The organism is Vreelandella sp. 2A-K22 (assembly GCF_054065485.1).
In genome coordinates this window covers 1-23888 of record NZ_JBSUGC010000013.1, presented here as the reverse complement: position 1 = coordinate 23888, position 23888 = coordinate 1, and the positions used below count along the sequence as shown (strand labels likewise).

General features: G+C 56.6%; 24 protein-coding genes, 1 tRNA gene and 1 rRNA gene. 14 read left to right on the top strand and 12 right to left on the bottom strand.

Annotated features, from left to right (window positions below):
• Positions 1 to 38 precede the first annotated feature (38 nt).
• Both ACW17M_RS17215 and ACW17M_RS17210 read left to right on the top strand, forming a co-directional pair.
• Complete coding sequence (locus ACW17M_RS17215) at positions 39 to 725, top strand: SOS response-associated peptidase (protein ID WP_141440073.1); 687 nt, start codon at positions 39 to 41, stop codon at positions 723 to 725.
• Entirely contained in the window at positions 725 to 3592 is a 2868-nt protein-coding gene (locus ACW17M_RS17210; protein ID WP_457547847.1) for an insulinase family protein, read from the top strand. The genes ACW17M_RS17215 and ACW17M_RS17210 overlap by 1 nt, the downstream gene beginning before the upstream one ends.
• 39 nt (positions 3593 to 3631) lie before the next feature.
• Here the strand turns inward: ACW17M_RS17210 and sbcB are convergent, their stop codons facing one another.
• The 4 genes from sbcB to minC form a co-directional block, all read right to left on the bottom strand.
• Positions 3632 to 5125, bottom strand: coding sequence for an exodeoxyribonuclease I (sbcB, locus tag ACW17M_RS17205; RefSeq protein ID WP_141440075.1), 1494 nt, complete (start codon positions 5123 to 5125; stop codon positions 3632 to 3634).
• A gap of 81 nt (positions 5126 to 5206) precedes the next feature.
• Entirely contained in the window at positions 5207 to 5458 is a 252-nt protein-coding gene (gene minE / locus ACW17M_RS17200; RefSeq protein WP_007111776.1) for a cell division topological specificity factor MinE, read from the bottom strand.
• Positions 5455 to 6273, bottom strand: coding sequence for a septum site-determining protein MinD (gene minD / locus ACW17M_RS17195; protein ID WP_027957730.1), 819 nt, complete (start codon positions 6271 to 6273; stop codon positions 5455 to 5457). The genes minE and minD overlap by 4 nt, the downstream gene beginning before the upstream one ends.
• Positions 6274 to 6430: 157 nt before the next feature.
• The gene (gene minC / locus ACW17M_RS17190; RefSeq protein ID WP_027957729.1) at positions 6431 to 7177 is read right to left on the bottom strand and encodes a septum site-determining protein MinC; all 747 of its coding nucleotides are present in this window, start codon (positions 7175 to 7177) and stop codon (positions 6431 to 6433) included.
• Between the two features lie 226 nt (positions 7178 to 7403).
• Here minC and ACW17M_RS17185 point away from each other — a divergent pair, with 226 nt between their 5' ends.
• The gene (locus ACW17M_RS17185; RefSeq protein WP_457547846.1) at positions 7404 to 10220 is read left to right on the top strand and encodes a DUF349 domain-containing protein; all 2817 of its coding nucleotides are present in this window, start codon (positions 7404 to 7406) and stop codon (positions 10218 to 10220) included.
• Positions 10221 to 10282: 62 nt separating this feature from the next.
• Here ACW17M_RS17185 and phbB read toward each other — a convergent pair whose 3' ends face one another.
• Positions 10283 to 11029, bottom strand: a complete 747-nt coding sequence (gene phbB, locus ACW17M_RS17180) for an acetoacetyl-CoA reductase (protein WP_009288260.1) — start codon at positions 11027 to 11029, stop codon at positions 10283 to 10285.
• 271 nt (positions 11030 to 11300) lie between these two features.
• Here phbB and ACW17M_RS17175 point away from each other — a divergent pair.
• Positions 11301 to 11377, top strand: a tRNA-Met gene (locus ACW17M_RS17175).
• 217 nt (positions 11378 to 11594) lie between these two features.
• On the opposite strand, the gene ACW17M_RS17170 is transcribed toward ACW17M_RS17175, so the two are convergent.
• Positions 11595 to 12533: a LysR family transcriptional regulator gene (locus ACW17M_RS17170; protein ID WP_141440076.1), complete on the bottom strand. Its 939-nt coding sequence runs from the start codon at positions 12531 to 12533 to the stop codon at positions 11595 to 11597.
• 140 nt (positions 12534 to 12673) lie between these two features.
• Between ACW17M_RS17170 and ACW17M_RS17165 the strand changes: the two genes are divergently transcribed.
• Together ACW17M_RS17165 and ACW17M_RS17160 are read left to right on the top strand one after the other, a co-directional pair.
• The gene (locus tag ACW17M_RS17165) at positions 12674 to 13732 is read left to right on the top strand and encodes an SDR family oxidoreductase (protein ID WP_457547845.1); all 1059 of its coding nucleotides are present in this window, start codon (positions 12674 to 12676) and stop codon (positions 13730 to 13732) included.
• A gap of 207 nt (positions 13733 to 13939) precedes the next feature.
• Positions 13940 to 14884: a co-chaperone YbbN gene (locus ACW17M_RS17160; protein WP_027957665.1), complete on the top strand. Its 945-nt coding sequence runs from the start codon at positions 13940 to 13942 to the stop codon at positions 14882 to 14884.
• A gap of 16 nt (positions 14885 to 14900) precedes the next feature.
• On the opposite strand, the gene ACW17M_RS17155 is transcribed toward ACW17M_RS17160, so the two are convergent.
• Complete coding sequence (locus ACW17M_RS17155) at positions 14901 to 16067, bottom strand: MalY/PatB family protein (RefSeq protein ID WP_457547844.1); 1167 nt, start codon at positions 16065 to 16067, stop codon at positions 14901 to 14903.
• Positions 16068 to 16104: 37 nt separating this feature from the next.
• On the opposite strand from ACW17M_RS17155, the gene ACW17M_RS17150 reads away from it, so the two are divergent.
• The 6 genes from ACW17M_RS17150 to ACW17M_RS17125 all read left to right on the top strand — a co-directional run bounded on the left by ACW17M_RS17150 (position 16105) and on the right by ACW17M_RS17125 (position 19400).
• Positions 16105 to 16536: a hypothetical protein gene (locus ACW17M_RS17150; protein ID WP_457547843.1), complete on the top strand. Its 432-nt coding sequence runs from the start codon at positions 16105 to 16107 to the stop codon at positions 16534 to 16536.
• Positions 16537 to 16588: 52 nt separating this feature from the next.
• Positions 16589 to 17395: a hypothetical protein gene (locus tag ACW17M_RS17145; RefSeq protein WP_009288548.1), complete on the top strand. Its 807-nt coding sequence runs from the start codon at positions 16589 to 16591 to the stop codon at positions 17393 to 17395.
• An 85-nt stretch (positions 17396 to 17480) separates the two neighbouring features.
• On the top strand, positions 17481 to 17888 hold the full coding sequence (locus ACW17M_RS17140) for an acyl-CoA thioesterase (RefSeq protein WP_022520368.1): 408 nt from the start codon (positions 17481 to 17483) through the stop codon (positions 17886 to 17888).
• Positions 17889 to 17929: 41 nt separating this feature from the next.
• Positions 17930 to 18232 carry a hypothetical protein gene (locus tag ACW17M_RS17135; protein WP_007111787.1) on the top strand — a complete coding sequence of 101 codons (303 nt, stop codon included), beginning with the start codon at positions 17930 to 17932 and terminating at the stop codon, positions 18230 to 18232.
• Positions 18233 to 18244: 12 nt separating this feature from the next.
• The gene (locus tag ACW17M_RS17130; protein ID WP_009288547.1) at positions 18245 to 18766 is read left to right on the top strand and encodes a DUF501 domain-containing protein; all 522 of its coding nucleotides are present in this window, start codon (positions 18245 to 18247) and stop codon (positions 18764 to 18766) included.
• 91 nt (positions 18767 to 18857) lie between these two features.
• Positions 18858 to 19400 (top strand): LOG family protein, encoded by a 543-nt coding sequence (locus ACW17M_RS17125; RefSeq protein WP_009288546.1) that lies wholly within the window; start codon positions 18858 to 18860, stop codon positions 19398 to 19400.
• Between the two features lie 20 nt (positions 19401 to 19420).
• Here the strand turns inward: ACW17M_RS17125 and ACW17M_RS17120 are convergent, their stop codons facing one another.
• Together ACW17M_RS17120 and ACW17M_RS17115 are read right to left on the bottom strand one after the other, a co-directional pair.
• Positions 19421 to 19933 carry a hypothetical protein gene (locus tag ACW17M_RS17120; RefSeq protein ID WP_027957659.1) on the bottom strand — a complete coding sequence of 171 codons (513 nt, stop codon included), beginning with the start codon at positions 19931 to 19933 and terminating at the stop codon, positions 19421 to 19423.
• Between the two features lie 34 nt (positions 19934 to 19967).
• Complete coding sequence (locus ACW17M_RS17115; protein WP_009288545.1) at positions 19968 to 20462, bottom strand: tetratricopeptide repeat protein; 495 nt, start codon at positions 20460 to 20462, stop codon at positions 19968 to 19970.
• A 249-nt stretch (positions 20463 to 20711) separates the two neighbouring features.
• Here ACW17M_RS17115 and ACW17M_RS17110 point away from each other — a divergent pair, with 249 nt between their 5' ends.
• On the top strand, positions 20712 to 21743 hold the full coding sequence (locus ACW17M_RS17110; RefSeq protein WP_022520370.1) for an NADP(H)-dependent aldo-keto reductase: 1032 nt from the start codon (positions 20712 to 20714) through the stop codon (positions 21741 to 21743).
• A 133-nt stretch (positions 21744 to 21876) separates the two neighbouring features.
• A complete protein-coding gene (gene yaaA, locus ACW17M_RS17105; RefSeq protein ID WP_022520371.1) occupies positions 21877 to 22656 on the top strand; it encodes a peroxide stress protein YaaA in 780 nt (259 codons plus the stop codon).
• 10 nt (positions 22657 to 22666) lie between these two features.
• On the opposite strand, the gene ACW17M_RS17100 is transcribed toward yaaA, so the two are convergent.
• From ACW17M_RS17100 to rrf, 3 genes are all read right to left on the bottom strand, one after another.
• A complete protein-coding gene (locus ACW17M_RS17100) occupies positions 22667 to 23242 on the bottom strand; it encodes an isochorismatase family protein (protein WP_022520372.1) in 576 nt (191 codons plus the stop codon).
• 114 nt (positions 23243 to 23356) lie between these two features.
• Positions 23357 to 23545, bottom strand: a complete 189-nt coding sequence (locus ACW17M_RS17095; RefSeq protein ID WP_022520373.1) for a hypothetical protein — start codon at positions 23543 to 23545, stop codon at positions 23357 to 23359.
• Between the two features lie 235 nt (positions 23546 to 23780).
• Positions 23781 to 23888, bottom strand: a 5S ribosomal RNA gene (rrf, locus tag ACW17M_RS17090); the annotation flags it as partial.

Here is a 23888-nt window from a genome sequence, read left to right as displayed (position 1 = left end):
GGTACACTTCCACGACGATTCTGCTTAAGGAGATAGCTATGACGGGGCGATTGCATGTGCAAAATTTACCGCTGACCCGCTTATTGCCAACGCTAGCCACTCCTGAACCGTTGATCGAGTCGCCTAATCTAGCGCCTCGTAGGCCAATTTCCGCTATTCGCATAGAGCAGGGGCAGTACCGGCTCTCGTCGCTATTCTGGGGCCTGACGCCACCCTGGCTGGAAGTGCTGGATCATGCCCCCCACTGCGCCCGGGCGGAAACCCTTGAATCACGGGCGATGTTTCGCGATGCCTTTAGCGCTCGCCGCTGCGTTATTCCGGTGAGCGGTTTCTATGTATGGAAAACCCAGCCCCGCAGCAAGCAACCCTATTTAGTGACCCAGGTATCCCGGGCGCCGTTGCTATTGGGCGCACTCTGGTGCCGCTACCACACCACGTTAACGGCGTTTACCGACTCTGCCGCACTGATCACCGTGCCCGCCAACCTGCTGTTATCGCCGTTAACCGACCGCCTGCCGGTCACTATACCCAGCCATGCGTTATCCGCCTGGCTCGACCCAGACACCGATACCGAAACGCTTAATTCACTGTTAGCACCCGCACCATTGGAACTGTTGGGCGCTTTTCCGGTATCTAAACATGTCAATAATCCCGCCTACCAGTCACCGGCCTGTGCCCATCCTACCGGGTCGATGCTGCGTTGGGCTGTGTCACAGGAGCTGTAATGTTGCGATCCACTTGCATAACCCGCTGGCGTGTTTTCCCACAGTGCGCAGTGATTGGCGTTATCGCCAGCATGGCGTTAACACCACTGGCCTTCGCGGCCACCGATGACGCCGTTGCCGACGCCATTGCTGACACGGTCACCCCGATCATTAGCCCCTATGACAGCCGCGACTACCGGGTTTTGACGCTCGAGAACGGCCTCAATGTGCTGCTGGTCAGCGACCCGGAGGCAGACAAGGCGGCAGCGTCGATGAATGTGCGAGTAGGCAGCGCCCAAGATCCTGATGACCTTAAGGGGTTAGCACACTTTCTAGAGCATATGCTGTTTTTAGGCACCGAGCCCTACCCGGAATCTGATGCCTACCAGCGCTATATTTCCAATAACGCGGGCTCTCACAACGCCTTTACCGCGCAGCAGGATACCAATTACTTCTTTGATATTGAGCCATCGGCGCTGCCGGGCGCGCTTGACCGTTTCAGCGAATTTTTCCTCTCGCCGCTGTTTAACGCCGACCACCTGGAGAGCGAACGCAATATCGTTCACTCGGAGTACATGGCACGTATTCGTGATGAGTCCCGTCGCGAAAACGATGTGCTCAACCAACTGCTCAACCCTGACAACCCCACCACCGGCTTTGCCGTGGGTAGCCGGGAAACCTTAGCCAGCCCGCCGGAAGGCGAGGCAACGCTACGCGAGCGGGTGATCGATTTCTATCACCAGCATTACGACGCCAATGTCATGAACCTGGCGATTGTGGCACCACAGCCGTTGGATCAGTTGGAGGAGTGGGTAGCCGAGCGCTTTGCCGATATTCCCGACAACGACTTAAGCGTGCCGACGATTGACGCGCCGCTGGTTGATTCAGACACGCTACCCCGCTATATCGAGCGCCAGTCGCTGCAGGATCGTCGTCAATTACGCTTCTACTTCCCAGTACCCGACCCCACTGAGGACTACCGTACAAAGCCGACCCAGGTAATCGCCCACCTGCTTGGCGATGAAGGTGAAGGTAGCCTGTTAGCGGTACTGCGCGATGCAGGACTGGCCGATGGGCTTTCCGCCGGTGTGGGGCGCGGCGATGGCAACGAAGCACTATTCACTATTTCCATCAGTCTGACGCCCGCAGGCGCCGAACGCTTGGACGATATTGAAGCCACCCTGTTTGCCGCCATTGATCAACTGCGTAATGATGCCCTCGCCGAATGGCGCTACGAAGAGCAGGCAAAACTCAATGAGCAGGCCTTCCGCTTTCAGCAGTATGGCGCCCCACAGCAGGAAGCCACTCGCCTTTCAATGAGCCTATCTCGCTACCCGGTAGAGGACGTGCAGTACGCGGCCTACCGTATGGATGGCCCCGATGCAGAGCGCCAGCAGGTTTATCTTGACGCGCTAACGCCGGATAACATGCTGCGCTTCTACTCAGCACCGGATATCGAAAGCGACACTGTCTCCCCTTGGTTCAATACCCAATGGGACGAGCAAGTACCCGAACAGCCGGGCCAACCCCTGAGCGGTTTGGCACTCCCGGGGCCCAACCCATTTATCGCCAGTGACCTGACGCTGTTGGAAGGCCAGGATGAGCGCCCCAGCCTGCTGGTCGAAACACCATCGTTTACCGCTTGGCACATGCAGGATGAGCGCTTTAATACTCCCACAGTTGAGTGGCGGGTCAGTCTGCAAAGCCCCACCGCCAGCTACTCCGCCCATGAAGCAGTGCTCACTCGGCTACTCGCCAGCTGGCTTAACGACAGTTTGAATGAATCCCTCTACCCAGCGTGGTTGGCAGGGCAGTCGTTTAGCGCTTATCCCCACGCCAGGGGCATGACACTATCGTTCTCAGGCTGGCGTGATGGCCAAACCCCGCTGATTGAACAAGCGCTTGAGCAATTAGCGCACGCAGAAATTACCGACAGCGCTTTCGAGCGGGTGCGTTATCAGCTGCAGCGCGAGTGGCGCAATGCGCCCCAAGCATCGCTCTACGGTCAAGCTAGCCGCACGCTGGGCGAAGCCCTACTCACACCACAATGGTCTACCGCTGAACTTCTCGCCGCCAGCGAGCGCTTTGACAGTGGTCACCTGGAAGATTTTCGCCAGCGCTTTCTAGATAACCTGTACGTCGATGCCATGGCGGTGGGCAACCTGGACGCTGACCTGGCGCGTGAACAAACACAGCTGATGCGTGCCAGGCTAAAACCGCGGTTAAACCGCGACGATATTGCTAACCTCACCCCACTTGCAGCAAGTGATGAGCACAGCGTGCTGCACCCTCACAGCTCTCGGGATGAGTCCTTGGTTCTGCGCTATCTGCAAGGCCGCGATCAGACGCCAGAGGAACAAGCCACCACCGCGGTGATCGCCCAGTGGCTGGAAACACCGTTCTACCAGCAACTGCGCACCGAGCAGCAGCTCGGCTACATCGTCAACGCCGGCTATTCGCCGCTGCTCGAAGCGCCAGGGGTTGCCCTTATGGTGCAATCACCCGACGTGGATAGCGGCACCATCGCCGAACGCATGGATGTGTTTCTTGATGAGGCTAACCAGCGCCTTGAACAACTCAGCGACGCTGACTTAGCGCCTTATCGCCAGGCTGTTCACGACCAGTTACGCCAACGCGATACCAGCCTTGCGGGCATGGCCAACCGCTATTGGCAAGCCACCGCGTTGGAAGATGTGCGCTTTGATCGCCGCGACCAACTGGCCGAACTAGTGCTGAACGTTAGCCTTGAGGATATTAAGGCCCTATGGCCATCGTTGCGCGAGCACACCCTGGATATACGCTTTAATCCGGGCGACGAACCCAGCGATGTCAGCGATTATCGTGAAGAGCGCTCACCCCTGCCCAAAGTGCGTGATGACAATGCGTAAAGAGAACTCCCTACAGGAGTGACCTAAACGGGTACCGGCTCAGGCGTCAAATGCTTGAGCCGGCATCATGGCTTCCACGAACATTACCAACTCTTCCAGAATCTGTCGCTCACGATCAGTGAGGGTTTGCTGATTGTACTGAGCGATCTCCCGCGCAAACGCCTTAAGCGTAAAGCCCGCCAGGGCCGGATCATTGATCCGCATCCAACGAAACGCTTCCCACTGCTCGCGCTCTTCGCCTTCCAACGTGTCGGGGTAACTGCGTGCACGAAAGCGAAACAACATCTCTTCCAAGCGCGGATCCTGAAACGCAAAGCGCTGCCCTACCAAATCCCACGGCTCCATCTCTCGCACCCGCTCCATCTGCTGACGGTCGGCAGCCGAGAAGAAACTGCCTGAGTAGAGCATTAGATCAGGGTCTTGTGGCGCATCGTCGTAGCCTGCACTAAACACCTCGGCGATCTTTGCGGCAACACCGCTGGCATCACGCAGGGCTTTCCAGTGCTGCCGACAAGCCGCCACATCCAAGCCTAAGCGCGCAACGATGGTGCCATATTCACCCTGCTGAGGCCCCTCAACATCTTTCAAAGCACTGGCGGGAAACACCACCGGGCAACGGTTGATATGAATCACCTTCAGCGGAATACGCGCCTCGCCTTCGGATAAATCCTGCTGACTGACAAACACGCGCTCACGAATCTGCTCCGCCGACATACTCAGCATATCGCTGGGATCAACGCTCAAATCGTAAACGATCACCCCATTAGGATTTGTCGGGTGTTCGGCCAGCGGCATGACTAACGCACTACAGCCCCGGCTGGCGGGATAACGACGGGAGATATGCAGCAGCGGTTTGGCGTTGGGCAGGTCCAACTGCTTAGCCACCGCGCGCTTACCACGCAGACCGAGTAAATAGTCGAACAGCTTCGCATTGCGCGCCTTGAGCAAGCGGGCCAACGCGATCGTGGCCCGTACATCAGCTACCGCATCGTGGGCACCCTCATGGGCAATGCCGTTAGCTGCAGTTAAGTGCTCAAGCTTGAAGCTGGGTGCGCCGTCTTCGCGCAGCGGCCACTCAATGCCATCAGGACGCAGCGCATAAAAGGCGCGCACAACATCGATTAAATCCCAACGGGAATTGCCGTTTTGCCACTCACGGGAATAAGGATCGAGCAAATTGCGGTAAAACAGATAGCGGGAGACTTCGTCATCAAAACGCAGGCTGTTGTAACCCACCACGCAGGTGCCCGGCTCACTCATATGGCGCTGAATCTCGCCCGCGAATTCTGCTTCGGGCAAACCATGGCGTTGGGCTTTTTGAGGCGTAATACCGGTAATCAAGCAGGCGGCAGGGTGAGGCAAGTAATCATCGGCGGGCTTGCAGTAGAGCTCAATCGGCTCGCCGATCTCGTTCAGGTCAGCATCAGTGCGCAGGGCTGCGAACTGTGCGGGCCGATCGCGACGCGGATCCGCCCCGAAGGTTTCATAGTCATGCCATAGAAAACTGGCAGGGGCAGCATTGGGTGGCGCCATGAACAATCACTCCGCTGGGCAGTTAAAAGCCCAAGCCTAGCACACCCGCCGCCCCTTTCGCCGCGTCTTCAGCGCTTAGGGTTAGCTTTTGGGGAGCGTAACGTTCAGTTCAAGCACTGAGCAGTTGTCTTCGCTGTCCAAGGAGATTTGAATGGCGTCGTCATCCACATGGACATAGCGACGGATCACCTCAAGTAGCTCGCGCTCAAGCATCGGCATATAGTCGGGCTGCCCGCGCTGGCTACGCTGATGCGCCACAATAATTTGCAAACGTTCTTTGGCTACCGAGGCGGATTTTCTGCGCTCACGCTTCAAGAACTCAAGCAGTTTCATCGACGACCTCCCCCGAACATACGGCTCAGCAGGCCTTTGCGTTGCATTTCATGGAAACGCAGCGGCATGTCTTCGCCGAGCAGGCGCGATACCGTATCGCTGTACGCTTGGCCCGCATCGCTGGAGATATCGTGGGTAACGGGCACGCCCTGATTAGAGGCACGCAGCACGGCCTCAGACTCAGGAATCAAGCCCAGCAGGTTAATCGCCAAAATTTCGCGGATATCATCGAGCGTCAGCATATCGCCTGAGGTCACACGCTCGGGATTATAGCGAGTCACCAACAGGTGCTCTTTGATAGGGTCTTCGCCCTGTTCGGCACGTCGGGTTTTAGAGGCCAGCAGCCCCAAAATACGGTCAGAGTCGCGCACTGACGACACTTCCGGGTTGGTGACCACAATCGCCTCGTCGGCAAAGTACATGGCCAACTGTGCACCACGCTCAATACCGGCAGGTGAATCGCAAAGAATGAAATCGAAATCTTCTTTCAATTTCTCCAGAATCTCCGCGACCCCCTCTTGGGTCAAGGCGTCTTTATCACGGGTTTGAGAAGCTGGCAAAATAAACAGATTCTCGACGCGCTTATCACGAATCAGCGCCTGGTTAAGCCCCGCTTCGCCTTGAATCACGTTGACTAAATCATACACCACGCGTCGTTCGCAGCCCATGATCAGGTCGAGATTCCGCAGGCCCACATCAAAATCAATTACGACTGTTTTTTTACCGCGCAGCGCAAGCCCCGTAGAGATGGCTGCCGCGCTAGTGGTTTTACCGACCCCTCCTTTACCAGAGGTCACTACAATTATCTTGGCCAAGAGTCACTTCCTTCTTGAAGTCGTTCGTCGCGAGCGCGAGACAGCTGGCGCTCTGCGCATAACGGGAACGTCAATGTCATCAACATGCCATACTGTAACGGATAGCGTCTTCGGCGTCGCTAGGCATGAAGCACCAACGCAGCCTCATACAAATACCTTAGCCCAGTGGCTTAATTTCAAGCTGTTCTTTTGTAAAGTGAACTTCTGCGGGCCGCCCCAGAAGCTGCGCATCAATATCTTCAGAGCGTTTGTAATTACCTGCCACTGAAAGCAGTTCAGCCTCCAATTCGCGGCAGTAAATACCCGCTTGGATATTGCCATGAATACCCGCCAACGCACGGCCACGCAGCGCGCCATAAACATGAATACTGCCAGCGGCCAGCACTTCTGCACCGGCATTCACCGCCCCAATCACCACTAAATCTCCATCAGAGGCGCTTACTTGCTGCCCCGACCGCACGGTACCGCGATAAAGCCGCGTAGCGAGCGTTGGCGCTTCCGCCTCACTTACTGCCTCCTCACGGGAGACTTCTTGCACTGGCGAATTACTGACACTTTCAAGCCCCCGGGCACGGCCCTCTGCCACTGGTGGAAACCACCCCAACCCCAGCGCCCAGGACGATTGGCGCACCGGCTCGGTGCCACCGCGTACGGCCACCGGCAACAGCTTGTGGTCACGGCACACAGCACAAATGCGTTCAAGGGCTAAGTGGGGTTCATCGAGTTTTTCCACGCTGAGCACAACCGGTGTATGCTGAAAGAAAGCAGGAGACTGGGAGAATTTGCCAGCCAACTGCTGCCGGATTTGCTCCGGATCAGCACTACTTAGCTCCATGACGGTCATCGGCAACATGCCCCCTTTGAAGGTAAAGGCCACTACGGCACTATCCACGTTAAGGCTCATGGCCGAACTCCCCGTCATGTTCAGATAAGATAAAGGTAGCGTACTATCACGCATTTCGTCGTCTAGAAACACTGTAGTCTAAAAACAGTGTGGTCTAGAAGCAGTGTGGCCTAGAAAATAGACGTTTATCACACCATAGTAAGGCCAAGCTAAGCGACAGCGCCGGTGACTGCAACCACTGAGCCGCTTTTTTCATGCTACGCATTTCATACTAGCAGGATGATTCATGCACGGACTGTTAAGACGACTGTTCGCACCTCGGTGGCAGCACCCTGACCCCGAGGTGCGCCGTCAGGCCCTCCAGCGATTGAACCCTGAGCAAGCAGAGCAGCGCCAAGCGCTGCAGTCGCTCACTCAAGATAGCGACAGCCAGATTCGCCTAGCCGCGCTGCTAGCCCTGGATGACTGCGCAGGCCTGGTCGACGCTTACTCGCACCACCAGCAGGATGAGGCCTGGTTCAATGCTATTTGCCAACGGCTCAGCGGGCGTGAAGGCCATACCGACTTGCACCAACGCCAATCCTTGGTGGAACAGATCGAAGAGCCGCGGGTACTGAGCGCGGTGGCCCTGCAGGGTGACAACCTGAATCTACGCTTGACCGCACTGAGCAAGCTGGGCGATGAAAATGATCTGATTCATCAAGCTTGCCACAACGGCGTGGCCGCCGTTCGCCATCAGGCTGCCGAACGCATTGAGGGCGAAGAGGGGCTAAAACGGTTGTTAAAAGAGGCCCGCCGCGACCGCCAAGTGGTGCGTCTGGCACGGGAACGCCTCAACCGCTTGCGTAGCGACGCCCAGTGGCTGGAAGCTGAAGAGCAGCAGCGCGAAACGCTCCTGAATCAATTAGAGCAGCACGCCCGTGCACCTTGGGAACCCCTCTATGGCGGCCGCTTTCGCCACCTTGAACGGCAGTGGGAACAGTTGAACCAGCCGCCAAGCGTGGAGCAAGAGCAGCGCTTTCATCAAGCGGTGCTCAATTGCCGCAAGACGCTTCACGACCACGAAACCCAGGAGCAGGCGCGCCAGCAGAGCGACGAGCGCCGTGAAGAAGCCGAAAACACCCGCGAACAGCTGCTTGAAGGCATCGAAGAGACCCTTGATGGCCTGCGCCACGCCTCAGCTATGACGGTGCAGGATATCGACAGCCTGCGCGCCCAGCGCCAACTGCTAGGCCAACGCTGGCAGGCGCTTTCTGATATCCACCCGCCCAGTGAGACCATGCGCCAGCGCTACACGTTGGCGATTCATCACTACGACCAGTGCTTAGAGGCATGGCAGCGCTGGTGCGCGGCAAGCGCCCCCATCGAAACCGCATTGGCCAACGGCGACCACGCTACCCTCGCCACGCTGATGAGCGAATGCCAATGGCCGGATGCCTTAACGCCGCCCGCGCTGCTCGGCCGTGCCCAAGCGGCTCTCAACGCGGAAAACACCGCCCCCTCGCAGCCGACAGAAGACAACGCCACCCTAAAAGCACATGGCGCAGAACTCGACACCTTTGAGCACTTGTTAGAGCGCGGCGCCTTTAAAAGTGCCAGCCGTCTGCATCAGCGGCTAAAGCCGCGCATTGAAGCGCTGGAAAGCCCAGCCGCTCAACCGCTCAAAACGCGCTTAAAGCACTTAGCCGCCCGGCTCGCGGAATTACGCGATTGGCGGGGGTTTGTCGCCGGGCCAAAGCGCGAGCAGCTATGTGACAGCATCGAAACCCTCGCGAATGACCGCCATATGGCGGAAGAAGCACTTGACCGCCACCATCGCCAACTGGTCAAAGAGTGGAAATCACTGGGAGATGCGGCGGCTAACCGCGAACAGTCTGCTCGTTTTCGCAGCGCCTCGGATCGCATCCACGAACGTCTCGCCCCTTGGCGAGACCAGCTCAGCGAAGAGCGTGAGGCAAACCTTCAAGCCCGCGAAGCGCTGTGCGATCAGTTGGAAAACCTGCTGGCTCAGCCCGCCGAAGACGCCGACCCCGATGTGCTAAGGCAAATCCGCGACAAAGCGCGCCACCAGTGGCGACACTACAGCCCCGTTCCCCGTGAACGCTCCGAGTCCGTTGGGCGGCGCTTTGGTGTCATTCGCCATCAGCTACAGGCGTTGATCGATCAGCGCGCTGAAACTATCGCCGCGCAAAAACGGGATCTGATCAGCCAAGTGAGCGCGCTGCGCAGCGACGAAAGCCAACCTCTTGCACAGCGCATTCACTTGACCAAACAGCTGCAGCAGCAGTGGCGGGCCCTGGGCCGGGCACCCAAAGGCGAAGAGCAAACGCTGTGGAAAACCTTCCGCCACGAATGTGATCAACTCTTTGCCCAGCGCGATGCGCATAAAACTGAGCAGGCAGCGCGCCAGCAACAGCAGCTTGATGAGATGCAAGCCCTCATCGACGAAATGGATAGCTGGCAGCCGATTGAGGCGAGTGAGTCGGCCACCTTGGAGCGCTTTATCGAACAAGCCAATCAACTTGAGCCGTTGCCACGCAACCGGCGCAGCGAAGGCATGCAGCGGCGGATGAGTGGCATCGTGCGTGCGCGCAGAGAACGCTTAAACCGTCTGGCGGTTGCCGATACAGTTCAACAGTGGCATGCGATCATGCCATTAGTGAACGCTCACTTGACTGCCGACCAGCGCTACCTCGACGAAGGGATCCCAAGCAACGTGGACGCACAAGCGGCTCTCGGCACTTCACTGCCTACCGCCTTTAATGAGGCGCATAACGCACGCAATCAACAGCGCCATAGCGTAGCGGTACCGCTATCAGACGCTGATCACACTCGCATCGCCGACTCCCTCGCCAGACTGAGAGTGCACCTCTCGATGCTGGCCGTGGGTAGCGTGCGGCAGAGCGATGAGCCGCTGCGCTTGGCGATTCAGGTAGAGCGTTTGAATGAAGGCTTCAATCAAGAGCGCAGCCGTGATCAAGAAGTGATCAACATCTTGGTCGCGCTATTGGCGCTAGGGCCAATGCCAGCCACGCTATGGGACACTGAAGTAGAAGAGCTGGATAACCTGCTTAGCCGACTAGCGCGAGTCCCGCTACCTTAAGCGTTAGCAAGAAAACGGGAGGCTTATAGCCTCCCGTTTGCGCTCTCCTCTTGGGCTAATCACTAGCCCATAAACTGACCACCGTTGATATCGATGTTCGCACCGGTGATAAATCCTGACTCCTTATCGGCTAAGAAGGTAACCAGTCGACCAATCTCCTCTGGCGTGCCGTAGCGCTTCACCGGGATTGTTTCCCGGATTGCTTCGCGCACTTTTTCTGGAATATTCATGATCATATCGGTGGCGATATAGCCAGGCGATACGGTATTGACGGTAATCCCTTTGGTCGCTGTTTCCTGTGCCAGCGACATGGTCAAGCCATGCATACCGGCTTTCGCCGCCGCGTAGTTGACCTGGCCAAACTGACCTTTACGACCGTTGATGGATGAAATATTAATAATTCGACCATAGCCATTCTCAAGCATCATCTCAATGACACTTCGGCAGGTGTTAAAAACGCTGTTGAGATTGGTATCGAGCACTTCGTACCACTGCTCGTAAGACATTTTTTTCATGGTGCCGTCACGGGTGATCCCCGCACAGTTCACCAACACACTAATAGGGCCATACTTGTCGTGGATTTGGCGGGCTCCTTCCAGGCAGGCGTTGTGGTCAGAAAGGTCGATACCCGACAATTCGATATTGCGATAGCCGTCGGCGTGCTGCGTTTCTAGCCAGGTCTTAGCCTTGTCGGGGTTGCGATAACCCGCCACGACCAGATATCCCGCATCTGCCAACGAACGACAAATTGCCGTACCGATACCACCAGTTCCACCAGTTACCCAGGCGACGGGGGCTTGATTGGCCATTGACTACCTCCCTGAAATGACAAATGGCTTGGATCTCAAAGCACGCACATCGCGCCGCAAGCCATTGTGAATAAGCGCGACTGCGCCTGTATTACCCTAGTGCATAATTTTCTTGAACAATGCACCAACGTAAGCTTTTTGTTATGGCTATATAAAGCATAGCTGCACTTACCCCATGTTGCCGCAGGTCATAATCAACGGCTATAAGCCAAACGTGTTAATCACTCTATTGACTTCACCTAAAACTTCTGTAGAATACGCCACACGTTGATGCGGGGTGGAGCAGTCTGGTAGCTCGTCGGGCTCATAACCCGAAGGTCATCGGTTCAAATCCGGTCCCCGCTACCAATATTTTTAAAGGCAGATCAGTTACTTACTGGTCTGCCTTTTTTTATTGCCTAGAGTTCGGTGAGAGTAGTCAGAAAAGCTCTCGGGTTCAGCGTCTCATCCCCCCTGAAGGCCATCGGTTCGCTTTTATTCTAAAGCCAAAGCCAGCGAATCTCGCTATCCAATACAACAGAGAAAGCCGTTATCGAAAGGCAGCGGCTTTTTTGTGCCTGAACCCTTACACCGCCAGCTGCTCACGCCAGCGATCCCATTCTGGTGTAGATCCAACCATCTCAAACAGATGATCCAAAAAAGCGCTTACCTTGCGGGTGTGCAGCCGACGCTGGGCGTAGAGCACGTGGATATCGCGCCTGCCTGGCACGACTTCACATCGCCACGCTTCGAGCAGAGGCAGCAGTTTGCCCGAGGCCAGCTCATCAGCGATCAGCCAGGTGGGAAACATCACCAGTCCCTGCCCCATTAGCGCGGCACGCACCAGGCTCTCGGCATCGTTGCTATACAGGCTGCCGTCGACTTTGTAAGCAAAGGCTTGCGGCTGCTCGGCATGATGGAAGTACCAGCGCTGACGACCCATTTCACCTTGGTAGAGCAGGCAGTCGTGGTGTTCAAGGTCATCTGGGGTATTGGGCCTACCGCAGCGCTGTATATAGGTGGGGGCAGCAACCACAACGTAGTTCATTGACGCTAGGCGGCGTGCCACCAGCGTTGAATCGGCCAATTCGCCGACACGAAAGGTAATATCGATGCCCTCGCGCACCGGGTCGGTCAGTTGATCGGTTAACATCAGTTCGGATTTGATCGCCGGGTAGCGGCGTTGAAAGTGATGCAGAATCGGCACGATTTGGCGCTGGCCGAAAGCCACGGGAGCATTGAGGCGCAGCACGCCGCTAGGCGCTGTATTGGGGGCCGTTAGCGCTTCCGTCGCCAGGTCGAGTCGTTCAAGTATCTCGCGAACTTCCTGATAGTAGCGCAAACCTGCCTCGGTCAGCGTCACGGCACGGGTGTGGCGATAGAACAGTTGCTGACCAAGCGCCTCCTCTAAAGAGGCAATCTGACGCGAAACCGACGACACGGCGCGATGAAAGTGGCGTGCGGTGGCGGTAAAACTTCCTGTCGCGGCGACGCGCTCAAAGATGCGTAGCGCATTGAGATCCATCGAGTTGCTCCTAGCGCAATAAAGATTTGCGATTTTTCCAATTGTAGCAATGATCCTTGGCGACCAGACTGCTTTTCATCGGACACAAAGCACATTTCCACTGCCCGTTCCGAAAATTTTGTCTACAAAAGGAGTTAACGATGCGCAAAGGCACCGCATTAGTCGTCGGCGCGACCGGCATCACTGGTGGCAACTTAGCCAGCTACCTCACCGCTAGCGGGTGGAGTGTCTATGGATTATCTCGTCGCCCCTCTGATCAAGCAGGGGTAATTCCCGTCGCTGCCGATCTGTTAGATCGCGAGGCTACGGCGGAAGCACTGGCGGGGCTACCCATCACCCACGTGTTTTATTGCACTTGGGTGCGGCGCGAAAATGAAAAGGCTAACGTCGAGGCCAACGGCGCAATGATGCACAACTTGCTCGACGCTCTGCAGGGCGCAAGCTTAGCGCATGTCTCGCTGGTGACCGGCACCAAGCAGTACCTGGGTGCCTTCGAGAACTACGGTAGCGGTAAAACCGAGACGCCGTTTCGTGAATCAGCGCCCCGCGTACCTGGCGAGAACTTTTACTACACCCTCGAAGACATCATGTTCGCGAAGGCGGATCGGGACGGCTTTAGCTGGAACGTGCACCGTCCGCACACGGTCATCGGCTATGCCCGCGGTAACGCCATGAACATGGGCGTGACGCTGGCGGTTTACGCCTCTATCTGCAAAGCAACGGGCAAGCCGTTCACATTCCCTGGCTCGCAGGTGCAGTGGAACGCCTTGACCGATCTAACCGATTCGCTGGTGTTGGCGCGGCAGATGGAGTGGGCGGCGACCACGCCCGGTGCCCACAATGAGGCCTTTAATACGGTCAATGGCGATGTGTTCCGCTGGCGTCGACTGTGGCATGAAATTGGCGAATTCTTCGAGCTTGAAGTAGCCGACTGCCCGGAAACGCTACAACCGCTCGAACCCCAGATGGCCGACATTGCGCCTACCTGGGCCGAGATTGTCGAAAAGAACGAGCTAGTCGAAGCCGATGTCAGCAAGTTAGCCTCCTGGTGGCACACCGATGCCGACCTGGGGCGCGAGCTTGAGTGCGTCAACGATGTCACCAAGTCGCGAGATTTCGGCTTTGATCACTTCCGTGAAACACGCGCGGCGTTTTTCGATCTGTTCGCTCGCCTACGCGCGGAGCGCATCATTCCTTAAGTAATTTCAGAAGCAATTTCAGAAACAATGCCAAAAATAGTAGCTCATCCAGGGCGCCTAACCGCGCCCTGTTTCTGCTTTATCAGGTTCACGTAGCTTGATACCCACTAGCAGTGAGTTTTATTTCCCTCCTCTTCCTTGAATCCACCGGCAAATGCCTGCATATCATGGGGAACTATTGTTCATTTTTTGATGCCGAGTCTACCCATGCAAATTATCGATCCCCGCTCAGGTAAGCCGCTTACGGCGGATACCGGAAGTGCTGACGCTACCGCGCCTAACGCTGAACAAGCGGCGGTGCGCCCTGAAGATGTCATTATCGAGCTCAATGCTGGCAATATTCAGCAGGTGCTTGAAGCGTCCATGCAGGTGCCGGTGCTAATGGGCTGCTACTCGCCGTCCAACGCAAGCAGCAGCACCCTGCTCGCGGTGCTGGAGAAGCTGGTGGTTGAGTACGCGGGCGCTTTCCTGCTCGGCAAGCTCGATATTGAAGCAAACCCCGAAATCGGCGGCCAACTGGGCGTGCGTTCTGTGCCCGATGTGAAGCTGATTAGCCAGGGCGGCTTGGTGGATGGTTTCCAGGGCGCTCTGCCGGAGAAAGAAGTGCGCGAGTGGCTCAATCGCTACTTCCCAGCCCCCGGCGAAGCGCCGCCTACCCCTGAAGAGCAGGCGGAAGAAGCGCTTAAAGCCGGTGACACCGCCGCTGCCCGCGAGATTTATCAAACCCTAATGGGCCAGTACCCAGAGCACTATGCCTACCAGGTAGCCTTCGCACGGGTATTGGTGGCCGAAGGGCGCGGCAGTGAGGCCCGTGAAGTACTCGATAACCTGCCCCCGGAAGAGCGCGACGCGGCACCTGCGCGTGGCGTACGCGCCAGCATCGAGTTTAGCGAGCAGGCACTCTCAGCCGAAGAGATTGCGGCCCTGGGCGATCGTACCGATAGCGAAGCGCAGTACCAGCGCGCCCTGCGCCAAGTGGCCGACGGTCATTATGATGAAGGGCTGGAGGCGCTGCTGGCACTGATGAAGCAGGATCGCGCCTATAATGATGACGCCGCGCGTAAAACGCTGCTGCAGGTATTCGACGCCCTGGGCGCCGACCACCCGCTGACCGTTGCTTACCGCCGTAAGCTCTTTGCGATGCTGTACTAAGGTCTTCTGAAGGCTCTCAATCCTGCTTCAGCAGGGAATCCATACGAGACAGCGCCGCTTCCAGCTGGGAAGCGGTGGTACCAAAGTTAAGCCGCACAAAGCCGGGGCAGCCAAAGGCCGCCCCGTCCGAAAGCGCTACTCCCGCCTCTTTCAGCAACGTCTTGTAGGGCGCCTCACCTAACCCTGCCTCGCGCATATCCAGCCAAGCCAGATAGGTCGACTCCGGCGCACTCCAGCGCACGCCCGGCCAAGCCGCTACGCGTGCCTGCAGCGTCCCACGATGCTCACGTAACACGCTTAACAGCTCCTGGCGCCACGGCTCGCCATGTCGATACGCTGCTTCCGCCGCGACCAAGCCGAGCACGTTGCCATCGGGAAGTAACCCCTTGGTAGCCGCCGCAAAGCGCTCACGCAGTGCGGGGTCGGGAATCACCGCGCAGGCGCTGGTTAAGCCCGCTAGGTTAAAGGTTTTCGACGGTGCCCATAGCGTAATGGTGCGCTTCGCTAATTCAGGAAATGCCGCGGCTAACGGGCGGTGCTGGGCGCCTTCGTCCAATAACAGGTCGCAGTGCAGCTCATCGGAGACCACCCAAAGGTCGTGGCGCTCCACTAGCTCAGCCAGCGCTGCAAGCTCCTCATGGCGCCACACTCGCCCCGTAGGGTTGTGGGGCTGGCACCACAGCAGCAAGCGCGTACGTGGCGTAATAGCGGCCTCCAAGGCATCAATATCGAGCTGCCAAGGCTCATTGGGTGCTGAAGGCGCTGCCAGCATCGCCTGCTGGGGTAGTCGCCCGGTGCGCTTTGCAACCTCTAAAAATGGCGGGTAGATCGGCGCTACCGTCAATACACCGTCGCCTAGCTCGGTCAGCGTTAACGCGGCCAGGTGCAAAGCTGGCACGACGCCCGGCAGCCACTGCTGCCACTCCGGCTGAATGGGCCAGTCGTAGTGGTGGGCGCTCCACTGGCACAGGGTTTCTGTTAACGTAGCAGGCACTTCGCCATAGCCATATACACCGTGGGCCACGCGCGCCTGCAGTGCATCAATCACCTCAGGCGGGGAGCGAAAATCCATATCGGCGACCCAAAGGGGCAGTACGTCGTCGCCGTAGCGGTGCCATTTTTGCGATGCCCAGCCACCTTCAGGGTGGCGTCGCTCCACAGGCGTGGCAAAATCGTAGGCCATGAAAAATCTCACTCATTCAATAGGGGTTGTGCCAAGCATGCCGCAAGATGACTTTTATACCAAGATGCGGGCGGGGCTATCGGCGCTGTTGCGGCAATGGCGCTCGCTTGGGCAAGCGAATACGGATCAGCTAGCGCTCATTTTGGCTGAAACAGCACGGGTAGCTAAATTAGGTACACCCGACGCCACGCCCAGCGGCGCCACCCTGGAGCAGTGGAGCCAGGATGAGCTAGGTGAAATGCCGCTATGGGCGCCGCGCACTGCGGTCTTTCTGCTCAATCAAATGCCCGCTCGCCCGACCCCCGATAGCGACGCCGAAGCCTGCGCCTGGGCTTACTGCTGGCTGCGCAACCGTTCGTTTGATTCACTCCAAGCGGCGCAGAAGGCGCTCCCCGCGCACTTGAAAGCGCCCCTAAAAGATGCCCTTGAGGCCGCATGGCGCGACCAGCAAGGCCTGCGCTTGGTTTAATTAAAAGCGCGCGCTGACAGCACCCAAACAAAAACAGCAAGGATGACGCCGCATGATTGAAGTCCCTCTCACTTGGCAGCTAGCGAAATTAGGGCTCTCGATCAGCATGGTGCTGGGGCTAGGCGCGATTGCTGTGCGTGCTAGCCCGCGCATGGCGGGCCTGCTGGCGGGCTATCCGTTAGGCACGGCCTTGGCGCTATTTTTTATCGGCTTGGAAATTTCCCCTCAGTTTGCGACCCAAAGTGCGGTGCATACCCTGGCGGGCTTTACGGCCACAATGGCGCTAGGGGCCGGTTATTGGATGGCAGGACGACAGCCGGGCGTTAAAGGTGTCATTGGCGGCGTGGCGGGCGGCTTGGTTGCCTGGCTCGCCGTTAGCACGCTGCTCGCTCAGTTTAACTTCACGCGTTTGAGCGGCACGCTGGTGACGCTATGCGCCATTGCTCTGTTCAGCGGCTTATTTCGCAGCATTACTGATGTCAGGATACCCGCCAGCAGAACGTTTTCGTTACCGGCGCTTGCCGCGCGGGCGGCACTTGCCACGGTGATCATATTTACCATTACCAGCCTGGCCCACTGGCTGCCGCCCGCCTGGGCGGGAACGTTGGCCGCCTTTCCCGTCACGATGCTGCCTTTTTTGCTGATCCTACACCTGAACCATGGGGCAGCGCCGGTGGCGACGGTGATCAAGCACTACCCGATGGGACTTGGCTCGCTACTGAGTTACACGCTATGTGTTTCCTATACTTACAGCACACTAGGGTTGCTATGGGGCACATTGGTCGGCTTCGCTGCTGCCACGCTATGGCTGTTGGGGTGGATGCAACTCATTGCGTGGTATCAACGCCGCACCGCTTGACCAAGCGCTTGCTTGGGCTAATCCTAAACGTTGCCGTTGCGATTACCCCTACTAATAACCTTTTTTTTAATAACAAGGACAAGCCATGTTTACCCGAACCATTGAGCCCGCCTTTTACGATACTGACGCCTTAGGGCACATTAACAACACCCGCCTGCCAGCGTGGTTTGAGCTTGCCCGAAATGACTTGTTCAAACTCTTTACCCCTGATTTAAACCCCAAGCAGTGGCGCTTGATTATGGCGCGCATGGAAGTCGACTACCGGGCTGAACTGTTTTACGGTCACGATATCGAAATACGTACTTACTTAACGCGATTAGGCAATAGCTCGTTTACAGTCACCCAAGAGGCGCGGCAGCACGGCAAGCTCACTAACCTGGGCCATGCGGTTATGGTGCAGTATGACCACCAGGCCAAGTGCGCCATGCCTATTGAGGGTGACCTGCGCGAGGCGCTAATGTCGCACCTTCAAGACGCGCCTGAGCCCGCCTGATCGACGCTGCCCTGCACTACCGGGGCAACAGGAGCCTTATAATGGCAATCCGCTACAACCTCTGGATAGACCCTGACAACGTCGCCCAGCATCGCGCCGTGGAGGCAGACCTTGAGCGCTATTTTATTGAGCGCTTTGCCGACTATCCGCATATCCGCTTGTTTGGTGCCGATCCCTACGATTATGATGCCCCCTTCAATCGCCTTTATGACGTGCTAATGGCACGAGCCGCTGAATACTGTGAGCGGACGTGGTGCTATGTCGCGTCGCCTGAACAGCTCAATCGCTGCTTTTTCCGTGCCGTTGGCCGCTCGACTAAATTTGTTCAAGACGACCGTTCGTGAGAGACCAACCCAATGGTGATACGCACCAACCAAGCGCCTGACGAACGTCAGCTCGCCATTATTGCCCAGCAGCTTGGCCGCGCACCGCGTGGTATCGAAGCGGTAGCCGCCACCGACGGTGAAGGTACACCGCTAGTACTGCGTATGGCGCCTATTGTCGATGGCAAACCCTTCCCCACCCTGTATTGGCTCTGTTCCGATGTTCTGAAAGTTGAGATTTCCCGCATCGAAGCCGTTGGGGTTATCAAAGCGCTCGAACAACGCCTACAGGAAGAGCCTGAATTTCTTGAGGCTTACCAACAGAGCCATCGCGACTATGTGACCGCTCGCTGGGACTATATGAGTAATGCTCAGCGTGAAGAAGTCGCTAAGCTGGGTTACACCAACGTGATGACCGAACGCGGCATTGGCGGCATTAGCAACTGGCATCAGATACGCTGCCTGCACACCCAGTACGCCCACCACCTGTGCGGTGATAATGTGATTGGGCAGTGGATGGATGAGCATCATCAGGTAGACCGCTGTTTACCCTAAGCCCCTTTTAACCTAAGCCTCGTAGTAATCTCGTTTTCTTTTTGGCTACGGTTTTAGTCACGTTCATTTTTTAACGACAGGAAATAGACGAATGGCTCGAATTTGCGTTTATCTTGGCTCCCGTGAAGGTAACAGCCCTGCCTTCCGCCAGGCCACCAATCAACTGGGGCGCACCCTCGCTGAACGCGGCCACACGTTGGTTTATGGTGGGGCACGCGTTGGCCTGATGGGCGAGCTGGCTAACGCAGCACTTGAGGCCGGTGGTGAAGTCATTGGTGTGATGCCCGACCACCTGGTGGAGCGCGAACAGGCCCACTTTGGCTTGAGCGAGCTGATTCGGGTGCGCAACATGCACGAACGCAAAGCCACCATGGCGGCCAACGCCGATGCTTTTATTGCCTTACCCGGCGGGATTGGCACCTTGGAAGAGCTGTTTGAAATATGGACGTGGGGCTATCTAGGCCTGCATGAAAAACCGATGGGGTTGCTGAACATCGACGAGTTCTATTCGCCGCTACTGACCTTTTTAGACAGCACGGTTAGTCATGGCTTTTTGGCGTCTCCCACCCGCGAGATGCTGCTCGATGCACCGTCCCCCAATGAGTTGCTCGAGGCGCTGGAGGCCCAGCTATAAAACTGGTGAGGGAAGAGTTACTAACGTCCCGGGTGCTCGGTGAGCTTGCGGGTATGCTGATAGGTAAGCTGCAGTAAACGGGCATCTTCACCTGCCCGGTGGCGGTGAATACCCTGTTCGGCGATCAGCGCTTCTTTGGTGTCGCTCCACACTGCCTGCTGCTCTTCGCTAAGCAGAATTCTTAGCGCCTCAAGGCGAAAACGCGGCAGCATACCCGCATGATGGAAGAGCAGCGACAGCCAGGTATTGTCGTACCCCCAACTATCGCTGTACGCCTTACCCAGCTCGCGTAGTTCATCGTTCAGCCAGTGGGCGACCTGGCGTACCGGGTAGCCCTCCTGAATAAGGCGATCACGGGAGATGCCATGCAGCAGTTCAGCCTTGGGATCCCAGTGCGTCCACTCTTCCAGCGGTTGAATGAGAAAAGCACAGCAGCTTCCATCGGCACGGGCGATGCCTACTTCAATGGGGTAGCTGCCGCGCCCAAATCCGGACGCTTCAATATCTAGCACTGTGGGTAGCGTCTCGGACACAACCTTCCTCACTCAATCAAAACGCGGTAACGCTTCATGCGGCGGCCACGCTATTTAGTGCCAGCTGATCCGCCTGTCGCTGCCAGTAAGCCGCACGCTCACCATCTACCGCCAAGCCTAATTCACCCAGGCGATAAGCGCGAGCAAGCCGCTCTGCGGCGAGATAGTGCCCAGACTGGGCGGCGCGTGCGTACCAGGTCACCGCGTAATCTTCACGGCGCGGGTACTGGGCACAGCCATGTTCGTGGATTTGTGCCACCTGGTACTGTGACTTTACATCCCCGGCATGCGCAGCTTCCAGAACGTACCGCGCTCCGCGCGCTTTGTCCTGGGGCGTCTGACTGCGATGAAACAGCATATGGCCGTATACGGAGAGCGCGTCTGGGTGACCCGCTTCCGCACAGCGCTTAAACAAGCGCATCGTTAAACGCTGGGTGCGCGGTGAACGCGGCAACAGCCAGTGATTATGAAACAGCCGTTCAGCTAGGCGAAATTCTAGCCGAGTAAACAACGTTGATGCCTGCAGCATGGCAAACCACCCTGCCTGTCGTCTGTTGGAACCTTGGGCTAGCAGTCACAAAAATAGCTGCCAACCACACGAGAAACCGGCCTTTAGCCGGTCGATGGGCTGGCAAGCATACGCCTGCCTTTGCGACGACTCAACCCCATTAATTTGCTGCTTGCAATGAGCCTCGCTAACATGCCATTCATACGCCGTTTACCAGCCTGGTAATGGCGGCTTATCTTGTGGCAATTCCGCCTTAGTAAGGAGATAAAAATGCAAACGCGCCCACTTGGCAGAACCGGCATGGAGGTAAGTCGACTCTGTTTAGGCACGATGACGTTTGGCGAGCAAAACAGCGAAGCTGAAGCCCACGAACAGCTTGATAGAGCCGTGGCGTTTGGCATCAATTTTATTGATACCGCAGAAATGTACCCCGTTCCGCCCATGGCCCAGACCCAGGGCTTAACTGAGCGCTATATTGGCAGTTGGCTTAAGCAGCGTGGCGCCAGGGACGATCTGATCATAGCCACCAAGGCCGCAGGCCCAGGGCTTGACCATATACGGGGTGGCCCGCGTTTAACCCGTGAGCATATTCATCAGGCCATCGATACAAGCCTGGAGCGCTTGAACACCGATTACGTTGACCTTTACCAACTGCACTGGCCCGACCGTCAAACCAATTTCTTTGGCAAGCTAGGCTACGTTCATAGCGAAGACGAAGATGCGACGCCGCTAGAAGAGACGCTTGATGCGCTGAAAGAGCTGGTTGATGCAGGCAAAGTACGGGCTATTGGGCTCTCTAATGACACGCCCTGGGGCGTGATGCGCTCACTGCAGCTTGCCGATAAGCTGGATTTACCGCGCGTGGCGTCTATTCAAAACCCCTATAACCTTCTAAATCGCTCTTTTGAAGTTGGTTTGGCTGAAATTGCCCACCGTGAAGATGTCGGTCTACTTGCTTATTCACCGCTAGGGTTTGGGGTACTCTCAGGTAAATACCTGAATGGCGCGCAACCACCCAAAGGTCGTTTGACGCTGTATGAGCGCTTCAAGCGTTACACCTCGCCCGAAGCCGAGGCGGCCACCCAGGCTTACGTTGCGCTTGCTGAAAAGCACGAGCTAGACCCTGCGCAAATGGCGCTGGCGTTTGTTAACTCTCGCAGCTTCTTGACCAGCAATATCATTGGTGCGACCACCATGGAGCAGTTGGAAAGCAATCTTGCCAGCGAGAGCCTCAAGCTGGACAACGAAGTGCTAGAGGCAATCGAAGATATTCACCGCCGTATGCCCAATCCCTGTCCTTAAAACAAACAGCCCTTAAAAACAGCCGACTCTCATAAGGCTATCACCGCTATAGCCTCGGCCTTTGCCGAGGCTTGGTATACTGAGCCCACTTATATCAGGCTTTTATTTATCAGGGCACGACCAGGAGCATGCGATGCTGAGCGTTATCTCTCCCGCCAAAACGCTGGACTTTGAAACCCCACCGACCACAGAGCAAGTGTCACAACCCGACTTTCTGAAACACAGCCAAGCGCTTATCACTATTTTGCGTGATTACTCGCCGCAGCAAATCAGCGAACTCATGGGTATCAGCGATAAATTGGCGGGCCTGAATGCGGCGCGTTTTGAGGAGTGGCACCCTCCTTTCACTCTGAGCAATGCCAAACCTGCTGCACAGGCTTTTCAGGGCGACGTTTATACCGGCCTGCAAGCAGAAAACTTCAGCGAAGCGGAGAACCGTTACGCACAGTCGCATCTGCGCATACTTTCTGGCCTATATGGCCTGCTGCGGCCGCTGGATTTGATTCAGGCCTACCGCCTGGAAATGGGCACCAAGCTGCCTAACAGTGCCGGTAAGGATCTGTATGCCTATTGGAAGCCCATCCTGGCACCTGCACTTAATGAAGCCATTGCAGAAAGCGGCTCCAACGTGCTGGTTAATCTCGCCTCGAATGAGTACTTCAAAGCGGTAGATACCAAGCAGCTTAATGCCCGGATCATTACGCCGGTGTTTAAAGATGAGAAAAACGGCACCTTTAAAATCATCAGCTTCTACGCCAAAAAAGCGCGTGGACTGATGAGCGCTTGGCTTATCCAGGAACAGGTCAACGATCCAGATGAACTCAAGGCGTTCGATGTGGCAGGTTATCGTTTCGATGCATCGGCATCCCAGGGGGATACCTTCGTTTTCACTCGTAAAGAAGCCGATCGCTAAAGCGAATGGCCTAATAGAAACGTACGGGGCGTGACGCGCGCGGCTTTAAAAAGCGCTGGTGCGCCTCTTTGAACAGCGCTGTATCGCAGCGGTGAAGCCACTCATAAGCCACCATATCTGCCGTCACCGCCACAGCACCGCTCGCGCAGGCGCGCTCACGGGCAAACGCAGCCTCTTGCGGGCGTCGACTGGCAGAGGCGTCGCTCAGCCAGTACAACTCGTAGCCTGCCTCTAATAGCCCTAAACCCGTTTGCAGCACGCAGATGTGCGCTTCTGTTCCACACAGTACAATCTGTGTTTTACCCGTTGCGTTTAGCGCTTCACGAAATTCAGTTTCCGCCATGGCCCCAAAATGCTGTTTCTGCCAGAGCCGATAGTCATTCAGGCAGGCGAGCAGTGATGCCGAGGATCCTCCCAGTTTTTCTGGAGACTGCTCGGTTAACCATACAGGCACCTCAAGCAAGCACGCCATTTCGCCTAGCCAAGCCGCTTCATTCATGGCTTCTTGACCACCATCGATTACAGGCAGCAGACCCGCCTGGAAATCGACCATTAACAACAGGCTTTTATCGCGTTGTAGTAGCACGTTGCCACCTCATTTTTATCGTTATTCAGGCTAACCATAATAGACGCGATACAAACAATAAAGCAGCCGCTTTTCAGCGACTGCTTCGGTTAACTCATCAAACAAATGCTCGGCCTAGTTCTCGGCCGCTTCTTCCATATCTTCGCCGAGCTCTTCCATGCTCTCCCCGGCATCTTCTGCGGCGTCATCAATGCTTTCACCCGCTTCTTCAGCAGGCCCTTGATCATCACAAGCGATCAGTCCGCCTGCCATCAAAGCCATAAATAGAGCGATTGCTAACTTCTTGGCTACTTGCGTCGTCATACCGTTTCTCCTCCTGAGATTTTACTTCTGGGTACGTGCAACATAATACTAGATGCTGCGTGGCAACAATACCATGTTAAATGCACAAGCCATTGTTATATATGATATAAAACGCCGGAAAACCGCACGTTATGGTGAGTGGTTTCTATTCACTATTCACAACTTACCCTTCACCCTGCCACGCAAAAAAAAAATCCCCCAAGGCATCAGCCCTGGGGGATTTTTCATAATAAGTGCCTGACGATGACCTACTCTCGCATGGGGAGACCCCACACTACCATCGGCGCTAAGCGGTTTCACTTCTGAGTTCGGCAAGGGATCAGGTGGTTCACGCGTGCTATGG

What these genes read in the sequence shown, in the direction of transcription:
- ACW17M_RS17095 (WP_022520373.1), bottom strand. Translation starts at nt 23,545, where the DNA reads ATGACGACGCAAGTAGCCAAGAAGTTAGCAATCGCTCTATTTATGGCT.
- sbcB (WP_141440075.1), bottom strand. Translation starts at nt 5,125, where the DNA reads ATGGCGCCACCCAATGCTGCCCCTGCCAGTTTTCTATGGCATGACTAT.
- ACW17M_RS17185 (WP_457547846.1), top strand. Translation starts at nt 7,404, where the DNA reads ATGCACGGACTGTTAAGACGACTGTTCGCACCTCGGTGGCAGCACCCT.
- ACW17M_RS17135 (WP_007111787.1), top strand. Translation starts at nt 17,930, where the DNA reads ATGGCAATCCGCTACAACCTCTGGATAGACCCTGACAACGTCGCCCAG.
- ACW17M_RS17125 (WP_009288546.1), top strand. Translation starts at nt 18,858, where the DNA reads ATGGCTCGAATTTGCGTTTATCTTGGCTCCCGTGAAGGTAACAGCCCT.
- ACW17M_RS17115 (WP_009288545.1), bottom strand. Translation starts at nt 20,462, where the DNA reads ATGCTGCAGGCATCAACGTTGTTTACTCGGCTAGAATTTCGCCTAGCT.
- ACW17M_RS17140 (WP_022520368.1), top strand. Translation starts at nt 17,481, where the DNA reads ATGTTTACCCGAACCATTGAGCCCGCCTTTTACGATACTGACGCCTTA.
- yaaA (WP_022520371.1), top strand. Translation starts at nt 21,877, where the DNA reads ATGCTGAGCGTTATCTCTCCCGCCAAAACGCTGGACTTTGAAACCCCA.
- ACW17M_RS17130 (WP_009288547.1), top strand. Translation starts at nt 18,245, where the DNA reads ATGGTGATACGCACCAACCAAGCGCCTGACGAACGTCAGCTCGCCATT.
- ACW17M_RS17150 (WP_457547843.1), top strand. Translation starts at nt 16,105, where the DNA reads ATGCCGCAAGATGACTTTTATACCAAGATGCGGGCGGGGCTATCGGCG.
- ACW17M_RS17110 (WP_022520370.1), top strand. Translation starts at nt 20,712, where the DNA reads ATGCAAACGCGCCCACTTGGCAGAACCGGCATGGAGGTAAGTCGACTC.
- minC (WP_027957729.1), bottom strand. Translation starts at nt 7,177, where the DNA reads ATGAGCCTTAACGTGGATAGTGCCGTAGTGGCCTTTACCTTCAAAGGG.
- ACW17M_RS17215 (WP_141440073.1), top strand. Translation starts at nt 39, where the DNA reads ATGACGGGGCGATTGCATGTGCAAAATTTACCGCTGACCCGCTTATTG.
- ACW17M_RS17145 (WP_009288548.1), top strand. Translation starts at nt 16,589, where the DNA reads ATGATTGAAGTCCCTCTCACTTGGCAGCTAGCGAAATTAGGGCTCTCG.
- ACW17M_RS17165 (WP_457547845.1), top strand. Translation starts at nt 12,674, where the DNA reads ATGCGCAAAGGCACCGCATTAGTCGTCGGCGCGACCGGCATCACTGGT.
- ACW17M_RS17170 (WP_141440076.1), bottom strand. Translation starts at nt 12,533, where the DNA reads ATGGATCTCAATGCGCTACGCATCTTTGAGCGCGTCGCCGCGACAGGA.
- phbB (WP_009288260.1), bottom strand. Translation starts at nt 11,029, where the DNA reads ATGGCCAATCAAGCCCCCGTCGCCTGGGTAACTGGTGGAACTGGTGGT.
- ACW17M_RS17155 (WP_457547844.1), bottom strand. Translation starts at nt 16,067, where the DNA reads ATGGCCTACGATTTTGCCACGCCTGTGGAGCGACGCCACCCTGAAGGT.
- minE (WP_007111776.1), bottom strand. Translation starts at nt 5,458, where the DNA reads ATGAAACTGCTTGAGTTCTTGAAGCGTGAGCGCAGAAAATCCGCCTCG.
- ACW17M_RS17160 (WP_027957665.1), top strand. Translation starts at nt 13,940, where the DNA reads ATGCAAATTATCGATCCCCGCTCAGGTAAGCCGCTTACGGCGGATACC.
- ACW17M_RS17210 (WP_457547847.1), top strand. Translation starts at nt 725, where the DNA reads ATGTTGCGATCCACTTGCATAACCCGCTGGCGTGTTTTCCCACAGTGC.